This is a genomic window from Rhodobacter capsulatus SB 1003 (assembly GCF_000021865.1).
GTDB lineage: Bacteria > Pseudomonadota > Alphaproteobacteria > Rhodobacterales > Rhodobacteraceae > Rhodobacter > Rhodobacter capsulatus_B.
The window spans coordinates 2,897,079-2,909,512 of record NC_014034.1; the positions used below are offsets into that span (position 1 = coordinate 2,897,079).

Consider the following 12,434-nt stretch of genomic DNA (forward strand, 5'->3'; position numbering starts at 1 on the left):
CGATCGGCGCCCGCAAGCCCCGTTCGCCGCCCGCAGCCGCCCGCAGCCGGTCAGAGCTGCATGTCCTGATAATCCCAGACCGCCGTCAGCGAGCGTTCGGCCAGCCGCACCAGCCGCGCCAGAACCGAGGCCTGCGCCACCGCATCGCCCCGCGTGACACAATCGCGCAGATCCTGCGCCACCCGGGCCAGAAGCACCATGCCGACCTGCCGCGCCAGCCGCGCGATCTCGGCCGCGCCATGGTCAAGCACCTCGCTCCGCCGCTCCTGGGCCGCGAGCTGCACCGCCACCAGATGCACCGCCAGATCCTCCATCGCGGCGGCAATCAGCCGTTCTGCCGCGAATTGCCCCAACTCGGCATACAGAACCACAAGCCTGTCAGGATCAAGCCGCACCGGCTCGTCCATCCGCAAATTCTCGATCGCGCTCACCCCAGCCTCCGTCTGCGTCTTGGTATTCCCAGCCCCCACGGCCTGCCCCACCATGGCGCGCAAGTTTCAAGAAAAGGTTGAGGCGCGGCGAAAAAGCCCTCGCATTCAAGCGGGTTGACGCCTATCTGATCTGGAACTTGCGATGGGGATGACAATGAAAGAGCACGTGCGGCCCTTGCCCTCCTACCTGACCAACCGCTACCACGGCTGGCGCGCCACCACTTATACGGAAAACCGCCCCTGGTATCGCCGTCTGGCCGATGCCGGTCAGCACCCGCGGGCGATGGTGATTTCCTGCTGCGACAGTCGGGTGCATGTCACCTCGATCTTCGGCGCGGACGAGGGCGAATTCTTCATTCACCGCAACATCGCCAACCTGGTGCCGCCCTACAATCCCGACGGCGATCACCACGGCACCTCGGCCGCGATCGAATATGCGGTGCGCAATCTGAAGGTGGCGCATGTGATCGTGCTCGGCCATTCGCAATGCGGCGGCGTCGCGGGCTGTCATGCCATGTGTTCGGGCCATGCGCCGGAGCTGGACGAGAAGACGTCGTTCGTCGGCACCTGGCTTGATCTGCTGCGGCCCGGTTTCGAGCGCGTCAAGGACAAGCCCGAGACCGAGCGGGTCACCGCGCTGGAACGCGAAGCGGTGGTGATCAGCCTGGAAAACCTGCTGACCTTCCCCTTCGTGCGCGCCGCGGTCGAGGCGGGCGACATGAGCCTGCACGGGCTTTGGAACGACATCGGCGAGGGGATGCTCTGGCAGTTCAACCCGGAGAGCAAAATTTTCGAGCCGATCTGAATCAACCTTAATTCGATTCACCTCGTATTAAGGTCGATGCGCGAATCTGACGACATGACCCAGCACCGACTCGTCACCCTTCGCCTTCCGACGGACCTGATCGCCAAGATCGAGGCCGCCGCCCGCCTGCAGGAGGAAACGCCTGCAGAGCTGATCCGACGCTCGCTGAGCGACGCGCTGCGCGAGGCCCCGAGCGTCGTGCAAAAAAACGAGATGGCGGTGATCACCGCCGCCTTCGACAAGGCGCAGGGATGGCTTGATCTGCAAGCCAAGCTGCGCAAGGCCGGCTTCGTGCTGCGGCTCGAGGACGAACGGCTTGGACTGCACGAATGGCCTTCGGACCGGTTCGTGCTCTGGATAGAAGAGATCGGCCATTCGCTGACCGATCTGATGCTGCAATACCGCGCCCCCTTCCCCGGCGCGCTGACCCGACGGGCGGGGCTTGCCCCGCGCGAGGTCGGTGTGACCGGCAGGGGACGACACCCGGGGCGGGCCGCCTGAAGGCGACCCCGCTGCACCGCCAGAATGGCGGCGTGATCCGGCCCCCCGCATGCGGGGCCAGGGCCTGACCGGCGGCAGAACGCCTCCGGTCAGGTTTTTTCTTTGCCGGTCCGGCCCGATGACCGGCGGGCGGCGTCCCGTCGCCCGCGGGCGATCCGCCGGAATACCAGCCCCACCGCCGCGGCCCAAAGCCCGGAGATCAGCGCCACCTCCAGATTCGACAGCGCCCCGTCGGTCCCGCGCAACAGGGCACAGACCCCGGAGCCGATCAACAGGGCCTTGAGGATCTCCATAAGCCTGGGGCTTACTGCAGCACCTGATCGGCGGGCCAGCGCATCTTCGTGTCAAGCCGGATCGCCTGCGTCGCCCCGGCCGCCAGATCGAACTCCCAGGCCAGAACGCCGCGCATGTCGTCGTAATCGGTCGTGGTCGCGGGCGGCGTCGCGGCATGGGTGATCTGCAGATCCTCCTGTTCGGCATAGGGCACGCGGTCGATCACCCGCAGCGCCCAGGGCTTGCCGGTCAGGTTCTCCACCGTGATTTCGGCGGTCTCGGTCCGTTCGTTCGATTTCGTGATCAGGCCGCGGTCGCCCTCGTTCGTCTGCGGGATCACCCGCTTCAGCCGCAGCCCGTCGATCGCGCCAAAGCCCAGCCGCAGCCTGTCGCCCGCCGCGATCAGCGGCAGATCCGCCGCCCCCACCACCGCGCCATCAAGCCAGAGCACCGCCGGGCCGGGCAGGATCGGCTCTGCCCCCGCGGTCCGCCCCTCGACGACCCGATAGGCGGTCTCGTCGAACATCGGCACCGCCTCGGCCAGCAGCTTGACCGGCGTCTCGATCCGATCCAGCTTCAGGCGCAGGTTTTCCACCCCGTCGCGGATATCGACCGCGCCCGGATAGGTGTAAGTCACGGTTTCACCTTGCAATTCCATCGCCATCCGGCCCGCCGCCGGGGCCGGGGCGGCCTCTGCCACCGGGACGGCATAGCTGTCCATCGCCGCTTTCGGCGCCGCCATCCCCACCATCGGCGGCTCGGCCGGGCCGATGCGGCGCAGATCCGACCACATCTGCGACGGGTCGGTGCGCTCCGAGGGCCGCGCCGTGGACAGCACCAGCGCCACCCCGCGCCAATCCTCGCCCGAGGCCTGATGCACCGAGACGAACCGATCCAGCGCGAGGCTGCCCGCCGCGCTGTCCAGCCGCGCATCGTAACTCGGCGCCCAGCCCGCCTCGGCCACAAAGGTCGTCACCGTGACCCTGCCCGCGCCCGAGACCGTCAGCAGCAGCGAATCGCTGTCCTTTTTCGGGTTTTGCAGCGCGTCGAGCGCCTGTTTCGCCCGCGCCACCGCCTCTTTCGCCGGTTTCAGCGCCGCTTCCGCCGCGCGCACCTCGGCCCGGGCGGCGATCCGCGCCTGTTCGGCCGCAAACACCCCCTCGGAGACCGTCCGCGCCAGCGCCGTCACCTTGTCGGGCGGCGTGTTCGAGGTATCGAGCGCGGTGAAGAAATCGGCCTCGGCCTCGGCCGCGGTGATCTTGGCGCGCAGCGCGGCCAGCTTGTCCTGCTGCGCGGCCAGATCGGCCCGCGCGGCCTCGAGCGCGGCGCGGGCCGCGCTGACCTCGGCCGAGGGCGCGCGTTCGGCGGCGGGTTCGCGCGCGTCCATCAGCGTCACCGCGCCGATCTCCACCCCCTCGCCCATCACGCGCAGGCTGGCGGGATCGGTGCCGTCGGGCAGATCGGGCACCAGCACCTCGGTCACGCCCGCGGGCACGGTGACGGAACGAGTCACCTGCGCGCCTTCGGGGAAAAGCGTGACCGTGGAAAGGGTTGCGGGAATTTCCGCGGGCGCGGCAAACAGCGCCGCGGGGGCGCAGGCAAGGCAAAGGCTGGCGAAAAGCGGCAGACGGGGCATGGGGGTCCTCCCGGGAAAAGATGCTCTCAGCGTCCCTTGGGTCGCGCGCAAAAGCAAGAGGGCGCCCCGGGGGGACGCCCTCACGTTTCAGCGGGTGGCGCGTGATCAGCCTTTTTTCAGGCAGCGTTGGCCCAGCACTTCGGCGATCTGCACCGCATTCAGCGCCGCGCCCTTGCGCAGGTTGTCCGAGACGCACCACAGGTTCAGCCCGTTCTCGATCGTGCTGTCCTGCCGGATGCGCGAGATGTAGGTGGCATATTCGCCGACGCATTCGACCGGCGTGATGTAGCCACCGGCTTCACGCTTGTCGACGACGAGCACGCCCGGGGCTTCGCGCAGGATCTCGGTCGCTTCTTCCCAGTCGAGGAATTCCTCGAACTCGATGTTCACCGCTTCCGAATGGCCGACGAAGACCGGCACGCGCACGCAGGTCGCGGTGACTTTGATCGACGGATCAAGGATCTTCTTCGTCTCGGCCACCATCTTCCATTCTTCCTTGGTCTCGCCGGAATCAAGGAAGACGTCGATATGCGGGATCACGTTGAAGGCGATCTGCTTGGGGTAAACCTTGGGCGCGACTTCCTGACCGGGGACATACATGCCCTTGGTCTGGTTCCAAAGCTCGTCCATCGCTTCCTTGCCGGTGCCCGAGACCGATTGATAGGTCGAGACCACGACGCGCTTGATTTTCGCGCGGTCATGCAGCGGTTTCAGCGCCACCACCATCTGCGCGGTCGAGCAGTTCGGGTTCGCGATGATCATCTTGTTGGTGTAGCGCACGACGTCATCAGCGTTCACCTCGGGCACGATCAGCGGGATTTCCGGGTCGTAACGGTACAGCGAGGAGTTGTCGATCACCACGCAGCCCTGCGACGCGGCTTTCGGCGCGTAGACTTTCGTCGCGTCCGAGCCGATCGCGAAGAGCGCGATGTCCCAGCCGGTGAAATCGAACGTGTCGAGGTCCTGGGTCTTCAAAGTTCGGTCGCCAAAGCTGACTTCGGTGCCAAGCGACTTGCGCGACGCCAGCGCCGCGATTTCGTCCACCGGAAACTCGCGCTCGGCGAGAATGTTCAGCATTTCCTTGCCAACGTTGCCCGTGGCACCGACGACGACGACCTTGTAGCCCATCCGGACCTCCTTCTCGAAAGAACGACCCCCGCTAGCGGAAACGGGGGGGTTTGGAAAGGGTTCGGGAAGTTTTCGGGAAAGTGGTGCGCAAAGGTCCCGGATCGGATCGGGCGGATCAGGAAACGCGACCCGCGTTTCCCCGCCCGTCGGTGCAGCGTCTGCCCCGGGGCCGATCTGCGCCAGGCGCGACAGAGGCCAGCGCCAGCCCCGGGCGGCGCGAAAGCGCCCGCCATGGGGCGGGGCGGGCGCTGGCCGGGGGCCTTTGGGCCCCCGTCTGACAAGGGGAACCGTCTCGCAGGGCGAAGGCGATGGCCTTCGCCCCCTCAATGGGGCCGCGCGCGCGAGAACAGATAGACCGCCAGACCGGCCACGACCGGGATCAGGAAGAACAGGAAAAGCGCCCGATAGGCCGCCACCGGATCGCCCGCGCTTGAGGCCGCGGCAAAGACCGGACGCGACAGGAAGAGCCCGATCCCCGCCCCGGCGATCGAGAACAGGTTCAAAAGCGTCACCCCCCGGCCCACCAGATGCGGCGGCAGGAAGGTCCGCCCATGCGCCATCAGAACCGGGAAGGAGGCGCCAAAGAACCCCACCGCGGCCAGAAGCGCCGTCGCCTGCCACAGCCCCGCATCGGGCGCGAAGGCAAGCGCCGCAAGCGCCAGACAGAGCACCAGATTGCCCGCAATCGCCACCCGCTTGTGGCTGCCAAGGATGCGGTCGGCCGGGCCATAGGCGAAATTGCCCAGCACCATCGCCACCCCCATCGCCAGCGTGACCTTGCCGATCAGGCCCGCATCGGCGTCCTGCAGCGCGCTCAGCCAAGGTCCCGCCCAAAGCCCCCGGATCGCCGCGGCGGCAGTGTAATTGGCAAAGATCAAGGGCAGGATCAGCCAGAAGCCGGGCAGCCGCAGGATGTCGAAAACATTGCCCTTTTGGCCCTTGTGCGCGATGCGTTCCGGGTCGCGGGTAAAGATCAGGATCGCCAGCGCCACGACTAGCGTCACCCCGGTCAGCCCCCAAAGCGTGGCCCTCCAGCCGAACGCGTCGATCGCCGCGGCAAGCGGCGCGGCGCCTGCCAGATTGCCCAGACTGCCGACCCCGATAACCGCCGCGGCCAAAGTGCCGAAGATCGCGGGGGAAAAACTGCGCGCAAAGATGTAGTAAGATCCCATCAGAACGGGCGAGCAGCCGATGCCGATCAGCACCATCGCCAGATGGATGCCCCAGGGTCCGGTGGCCAGCGCGAAGGTCGCCGCGCCCCCGCCCCCGCCCAAGGCCAGCAGCCAGCCCACGGTCCGGCGCGGCCCGATCCGGTCGAGCGCCTCGCCCACCGGGATCTGCATCAGCGCGAAGGCCAGATACCAAAGGCCAAGCGAGACGGCCAGATCCTCGGCCGAGGCCCCCAGTTCCGTCTTCAGAACCGGCGTCAGCACCGCAAGGCAGGCACGATAGAACTGGCTGAGCACATAGCCCGCCACAAGAAACGCAATCGACAGTCGCATGATCCCTCCCCGGAGCCGGGCCAAGCTGCCTTGGGACGTGCGCAAACACAAGGGTCTGCGACAAACCGGGGGTCTGCGGCGCGTCAAGATCGCGCCTGCTTGCTTGCGGGCGTCCTGCGGCTGCCCTAACCTCGCCTCCGTTTTCCGCACGAAGGGCCGCTCCATGTTCGACTACACCGCGCTGCACTGGTCGGGCTTTCTGACCGCCGCCGTGCTTTTGAACCTGTCCCCCGGCCCGGACATGGCCTTCATCCTCGGGCAAACCCTGCGCGGCGGTCGCAAGGCGGGGTTCGCGGCGATGACGGGGGTCTGGACGGGCGCCCTCGGCCATGCGCTTTTTGCCGCCGCCGGGCTGTCGGCGCTGCTCGCCTCCTCGGCGCTGGCCTTCGCGCTGGTGAAGGCGATCGGGGCGGCCTATCTGATCTTTCTCGGCCTCAAGGCCCTGCGCGCGCCCGGGGGCAGCTTCGTCTCCGAGGCGCCCGAAGGCCTCTGCCCGGGCTGGCAGGTCTGGCGTCAGGGCGTGTTCGTGTCGCTGCTGAACCCCAAGGTCGCGATCTTTTTCCTGGCCTTCCTGCCGCAATTTGTCGTGGCCGGTGCGGGGCCGGTGTGGGCACAGCTGTTCCTGCACGGGTTTCTGGTGATCGCGGTCGCGGCGCTGATCGAGCCGCCCCTGGTCCTGATCGGCGCGACCGTGACGCGCGGATTGCGCGATCGCCCCGGGGTCGGACGCTGGCTGGACCGGGCCCTTGGCACGCTGCTGGTTGGTCTTGGGGTCAGATTGGCGCTGCAGCAGCGGTGATCCGGCGCGGCGCGGATCCCGGGGGAACGGCGGATGCCGCCGGACCGGGCCTGCGCCGCCGCAGCGCCCCGGGCGGCAGAGCCCCTCATCTGCCTGTGGCCACCTGCCGCACAGAATTAGCTCTTGTTCTGCCCTGCCGTGCCGCATATACGAGCAGACGGAGCGGTGGCCGAGTGGTCGAAGGCACACCCCTGCTAAGGGTGCAGGCGGGAAACCGTCTCGAGGGTTCGAATCCCTTCCGCTCCGCCACTTGCCCCCGCGAAAGCGTTCTCCCGATCCGGCTGCGGCCGGATTTTTTCGTTGTTTTCGAGGGTTATGCGGGAGGGGCTGAGCACCGGCGTCAGCACCTGGAGGCCCGGAAGCGGTCTCTGAGGACTGATATTCTCCGGACCTCATGACTGCCAAGTTCCAGTACTGAGCCATTATCTAATTGATTTTATTTGAGATTTCTGGGATCACCCTGAGCACTTCGCTTTCTGTGCCATTCGCGAGTTGGAACAGAAATCAAACATATCCGGCGCGCTCCTATGCGTTGATGCCTCGGAATTGTGACGCCGTCAGCCGTCGGCCTTCGACGGGTTGCGCCTCAGCTCGGTCGCCAGTTAGGGTCCTATGGCGGCAACAGCGCCCGTTCTACTGGTGCGAGGGCATCGATCCGCGCCTTGCCGAGTTGTCGACAACCGGCAAGTTCAGTCAGAAATCGCACCCCTGCCACGCCTGCGGGGAGTGGTGGCCTGATGGCTGGGATCACGCTCATATCGTACATCCGCAGGGAAGAGGTCGCACGGGCTAGGTCGAACGACCAGCCCAGCGCCGACTGCATATCTCGCCCGAGTGTGTCGGCCACCACGGTGCGAAGCTTCAGTATGAGGTCGTGAAGCTCGATCCGCGCCTCGATATCGGAAACAAGCTCTGCGAGTGAGAAACCGCCTGCGGCCGGCTGAACGACCAAAGAGGATAGAATCCCTGTAGTACCTGGTGGTGGATTTGCCTGTTCGAAAGAGACCTCATGTGCCCGGCGGTCCGTGGTGGTAGCCTTCGCGTCCAAGCGAAGGGAGCCCACGGCGAAGTCATAGCGCTCGTCTTGGTCTACGCGCCAGGCGCGGACAGCTGATGCGGGGTCAGTTGCGGCCCGGATGACGAGCAACTCGCCAGCCAATCCGACCATGTTCTTCCTTGGCGTTTTGGCGAGCCGCTGAAAAAGGTCCACCAAGCGGTCCACAACCTCGGCAACTGCGGCCACCGTTGGATTGGGGCCGAGTGTCGCAGCGAGGAACTCCATCGTGGTGAGAAAGTATCGCTCGGCCGCACGTTCCTGAGACCTGCAAGAGACGACCGTCAGATTCTCGGTCCGGACTTCGCCGTCGCGCTCTTCAATGCGACAGGCGACGCTGAAGCGCGCCTCGATACCCGCAAGGACCAACGGCACCCGGTTTGTGGCCCCTGAGGTCCGGATCAGCAGTGCTGCGTAACCGGAGTTGTCCCGCCCCACGTAGTAGGCAGCTTCTGTTGGCGCCGCGGCGACGCTGAACGTGCCAGCCTGATCTGGCCTAGGCAGCCGTTCAAGCAGAGCGGGCAGTTGGCTGATCAATCTTGCACTTCCTGACCAGCTTGCAGTTGCACCAGCCATTCCTTCGCGAGATGTGGGGGAATGTGGATCGCCAGAAGCGGAACTGCGGCAGCCTCAATCGGCCCTCGATCTGTGTAAGACAGGTCGAAGCGATGGAGCTGAATGGTCGGCCGGTCATCCATGGCAAACGCCGAGTCGCCCGGATAGTTTCGGCCTCCACCTGCTAAACGTGTCGGACCCTGCTGGAACCCCTTCTCGAGATTTCCAAACTCGGAGACAGTACGACGAGAACCACTTGCGTTAGGTCGCATTCGATAGACAGCCACCGCAGTGTCAGCATTACGGCGGAGCGCTTCGCCAAGCGTCACAAGCATGCCAGTAAAGTGTGCAGTGTCGCGTGGATCCTCGAGTCTGTACTCTGAAAGCATGTCAATGACCGCTGTAATCGGTACTTCCCGCGCGACGAAGTGCCTTTGGCTGTCCTCGGTCGACAGATAAGTCTGAGTGTCCTCGGAAAAGCTGAACGCCTGAGCAAAGGCTTCCAGCAGATCGGCGTTCTTAGCACGAAGCTCCTCGGAGATGAGCGCACCTTTTTGCTGGGTCCACCCACCCGCACGTGTCCCTCTAAAAAAACTGTCCGACACTACGCTTCGCCGACAGGGCTGTAGGGAACTGTCGAGGACAAAACGGCGCCGCCACTTGTTTAGGCCGCCGGGCGTGGTCTCCATCAGCTTCAACTCACGCCGCATAAGGTTCTCGTGCTCCACGTACCCCTCGAAGGCCGAACGAGTGTCAGCTTCGAGCCAGATGCGACAGATCCCTAAGTACTTGCGTTTGTATCCAAAAAAGCGCGCCCTCTGTTGAACGGTGTCGGCGTTCCCTACCCCAACGCTGCGGGGCATATATGTGACTGTCAGACGGTCCACCGTAAAGCCTCGATCGACGGCTTGCCCGCCGACCAAGATCCAGCCCTCGGAGTTGCGCCAAGTGATTTCTGGCGTTCGCGGACGGCCATTTGTGTTGAATTCGATGATGGTGGTCTGCCGGAGTGCCCTAGGCATCTTGCCGAGGACATCCTCGAACGACGGGAGATGCGCGTCTGTAGTCGCTAAATGGTCGTATGAGGCGCGGAAATCCGCGACAAGTTCAATCCTGTCAGGGTCCGCTTCCTTCAAATTAAGCACAGTTAGCCAAGCCGACTTGGCCTCGGTTACCCACTGCACGAACTGCCTGTGGTCCGCGCGCAACCGAGACGGATGGATCAGCATAGACCGACGTAGCCCGTCGCGGATCAAGCTGCCAGCGAGGCCAACAAAGAAGACCCTCAATGCCTCCAGCATGCTCTCAGGAGGATCATTGCCTTGCGCAAACTCCTGCGGGGGGATGTTCCTGATATAAGGAGAGCCGGGAGCGAAGAACTCTTGGCCCCCAACGTAGTCCGCACCAGGCTCAAGTACCTTGGGGAAATCAGGGGATAGGACGTCGGCGATGTTGATTAGAAGAGGTGCCTGCGGTGTGGCGGTGTATTGCAGGTAGGTGTGGCAGGGTAGTGCGTCCCGGAGTTCACGCAGCTTGGTGTAGGTGGGGCTCTCGCCGCCCTGCTGGGCACGCGTGTTGAGGCTGGCCTGATCGGCCTCGTCGTCAACGACAAGAACTGGTACGCGCTTGAGGTCCAGCTTACGGAGTAGCATTGTCAGGCTTTCAAGTCGCTGCCGCTGCTTCAGCACGGTCACAATGAGCGTTGGACGTTCATCATCCTCGAGTTCATCGTTCTGCCATGCTTCGATGGCCTGCCGGATGGATTGCTCGTCGTGAGCGTCGTTGGCCTGGACGTTCTTCTGTATCTTCCACGAAGGAAGCCCTTCACCAGCGTTGACGTTCAGATCCTTCTCGAGCCGCTCGTGCGACTGGTTGAGGAGATTTACTTTCGTCCCAGCGATAACAATGACCAACGGGAACCCGTTGTCCCGCGCAAGCCCGATGACAGTAGTGAACGACATGGTCTTGCCGCTCTGTACATTTCCAACCACCAACCCGGTTGCTGAACCATTCGGGTTACAAGGATCAACACCACGGCCAAGAATTTCGGCTGCATCCGCAATGAGCCTTGCCTGTGATGCCGCGTCGACTCCGCTTCGCCGGACTACACCGGTCGCCTCCTCTCCCTGGACGGGCACCCACTTCATCTGTGGATTTGGCAGGGATGCAGAAAGCGGGATTGCTTGTCCCGGGTGTGCAGCTGCGGCGTCACTGTCTTGGGTCATGCGCGTGACAAAGCCTCTCGCAGGATTTCGTTTACGTTACGCCGGATGGTGCCAGCCAATTTCACGCCAGCTCGCCGGGCCAGTTTTTCCGAAACGGCGATCGCAGAGCCGACTCGGATCAGAGCCTCGATGTTACTGGGGTCCGTTTGTGCAAATAGAACCATGAATGGGTGAGCCATCGCGAGACGGATCTCAAGCTTCTCCGCACCACCTTCAGAGGACTGCTGATCACTCACGGTAAGCCAATCACCTTCGGCTGGGTCATCGGAAAGTTCGATGTGAATGACCCAGACTTGCCCTCGGAATTTCACTGTTAACTCGCGCGTAGCGAGCGTCGGCTGCGGCGCCAAAGGCTCCTTTTGGGTTTCGACCGGTATGGCATCAGCGACACGTTGGAGCACATCCGGAATGGACTCTTCGATAACCTTTGTGGTCCGATCCAGCGCCTTGCTAGCGGCGGCTGCGCGGTCAGCTTTTGCCGCCCGTGCTTGGTAATTGTCGGCCTGCTTAAGAAGGGGCAGATCAGCACTGTCTAGGTGCTCTCGGAGCAGATCGAGAAAAGGCTGCTCATCATCGTCATTCCAACGAAACCCGTCCTTTGTATGGCTCACCTCGAACCCATCGAGTTCCAATTCCCCGAAGAGGCGCAGATGGCGGAAGCTTCCTGGGAGCTGAAAGATGTGGTGGGGGCGGTAACCATCCTCACCACTTCCTTGGATTAGCCTACCACGACGGAAAAGTGCAAAACCTGAACGAGCGTGACTTCCGGGGTCGCGAAGGGCCGCAAAACCCTTCACTTTCTGACCCTGTCCGAGGTCGAACGCAATTTCCTTTCTCCAGGTTCTAGGCTTACCGCCATCTTCCCGAGCATAGGGAGTAACAAGGATGTTTGGCGGTTCGTAGACGCAGGCCTCGCCGTTGAAGCGCAGTTCGAGTGTACCATTTCTAACAAAAACGCGGTATATGTCCGTCAGGTGTTCCCGGATCTTTCCGATGGTCCTTTTCACTGGAATGTGGTGAAGGCCCTCCAGCACGATCTCTGTGTAGTGTGCGTTCGGCGCAGCAGGTTCTTCGTGGATGTCGAGTTCCTCGATTTCGTCGTTGACGATCCGTGAAATGTCGAACTTGACGGTGCGCTCGACGGGTTCACCGACGGCCTTCGTCCGAACGCGCCAATGGCTTGAGAACCAGCATGCCGCGCTTTTCATACCCATGCCGAATTCGCTGAGGCCCGACGCATCCAACGGGACGACTGCGGGACGGAATGCTCGCGGAAACTCTGATCCAGCGATGCCTGCTGCGTTGTCCCGGATAGTGATCCGGCCGGGCGGCGCGGAATCGATCTCGATGGAAACCCTCAATCGTTGGGAGCCGCCGTCAGCCAAGTCCAGTCGATCACGACTAGAGAGGTGGCTTTGAATGGCATTGTCAACGAACTCGGCTAGCGCGAACCATGGCTTGTAGTTCAGGTAACGCAGAACCGCTAGAACACTCACACCAGGCCGAATATCGACTGTATTCACCG

The 12,434-nt window shown here is 63.7% G+C and carries 11 protein-coding genes and 1 tRNA gene; 4 read left to right on the plus strand and 8 right to left on the minus strand.

The genetic code is table 11. The features are described from left to right. Window positions 1-50 precede the first annotated feature (50 nt). Window positions 51-431, minus strand: coding sequence for a hypothetical protein (locus RCAP_RS13405; RefSeq protein WP_013068415.1), 381 nt, complete (start codon window positions 429-431; stop codon window positions 51-53). A gap of 154 nt (window positions 432-585) precedes the next feature. Here RCAP_RS13405 and RCAP_RS13410 point away from each other — a divergent pair, with 154 nt between their 5' ends. After that, entirely contained in the window at window positions 586-1,236 is a 651-nt protein-coding gene (locus RCAP_RS13410; protein WP_013068416.1) for a carbonic anhydrase, read from the plus strand. Between the two features lie 36 nt (window positions 1,237-1,272). Beyond that, window positions 1,273-1,737, plus strand: a complete 465-nt coding sequence (locus RCAP_RS13415) for a hypothetical protein (protein ID WP_013068417.1) — start codon at window positions 1,273-1,275, stop codon at window positions 1,735-1,737. 89 nt (window positions 1,738-1,826) lie between these two features. Here the strand turns inward: RCAP_RS13415 and RCAP_RS13420 are convergent, their stop codons facing one another. From RCAP_RS13420 to RCAP_RS13435, 4 genes are all read right to left on the minus strand, one after another. Further along, a complete protein-coding gene (locus RCAP_RS13420; protein WP_013068418.1) occupies window positions 1,827-2,030 on the minus strand; it encodes a hypothetical protein in 204 nt (67 codons plus the stop codon). An 11-nt stretch (window positions 2,031-2,041) separates the two neighbouring features. Next, entirely contained in the window at window positions 2,042-3,646 is a 1,605-nt protein-coding gene (locus tag RCAP_RS13425) for a DUF4139 domain-containing protein (protein WP_013068419.1), read from the minus strand. Between the two features lie 105 nt (window positions 3,647-3,751). Further along, window positions 3,752-4,774, minus strand: a complete 1,023-nt coding sequence (locus tag RCAP_RS13430; protein WP_013068420.1) for an aspartate-semialdehyde dehydrogenase — start codon at window positions 4,772-4,774, stop codon at window positions 3,752-3,754. A gap of 323 nt (window positions 4,775-5,097) precedes the next feature. Beyond that, on the minus strand, window positions 5,098-6,276 hold the full coding sequence (locus RCAP_RS13435) for an MFS transporter (protein ID WP_013068421.1): 1,179 nt from the start codon (window positions 6,274-6,276) through the stop codon (window positions 5,098-5,100). A gap of 163 nt (window positions 6,277-6,439) precedes the next feature. Here RCAP_RS13435 and RCAP_RS13440 point away from each other — a divergent pair, with 163 nt between their 5' ends. Continuing rightward, complete coding sequence (locus RCAP_RS13440; RefSeq protein WP_013068422.1) at window positions 6,440-7,075, plus strand: LysE family translocator; 636 nt, start codon at window positions 6,440-6,442, stop codon at window positions 7,073-7,075. A 159-nt stretch (window positions 7,076-7,234) separates the two neighbouring features. Continuing rightward, window positions 7,235-7,324, plus strand: a tRNA-Ser gene (locus RCAP_RS13445). 361 nt (window positions 7,325-7,685) lie between these two features. Here RCAP_RS13445 and RCAP_RS13450 read toward each other — a convergent pair. From RCAP_RS13450 to RCAP_RS13460, 3 genes are read right to left on the minus strand one after another with little or no spacing between them, the layout of a single operon-like run. Further along, window positions 7,686-8,666, minus strand: a complete 981-nt coding sequence (locus RCAP_RS13450; RefSeq protein ID WP_013068423.1) for a PD-(D/E)XK motif protein — start codon at window positions 8,664-8,666, stop codon at window positions 7,686-7,688. Further along, on the minus strand, window positions 8,663-10,909 hold the full coding sequence (locus RCAP_RS13455) for a Z1 domain-containing protein (protein ID WP_013068424.1): 2,247 nt from the start codon (window positions 10,907-10,909) through the stop codon (window positions 8,663-8,665). The genes RCAP_RS13450 and RCAP_RS13455 overlap by 4 nt, the downstream gene beginning before the upstream one ends. Next, window positions 10,906-12,432: an ATP-binding protein gene (locus tag RCAP_RS13460; RefSeq protein WP_031321470.1), complete on the minus strand. Its 1,527-nt coding sequence runs from the start codon at window positions 12,430-12,432 to the stop codon at window positions 10,906-10,908. Before RCAP_RS13460 ends, RCAP_RS13455 begins: the two co-directional genes overlap by 4 nt. Window positions 12,433-12,434: the final 2 nt, after the last annotated feature.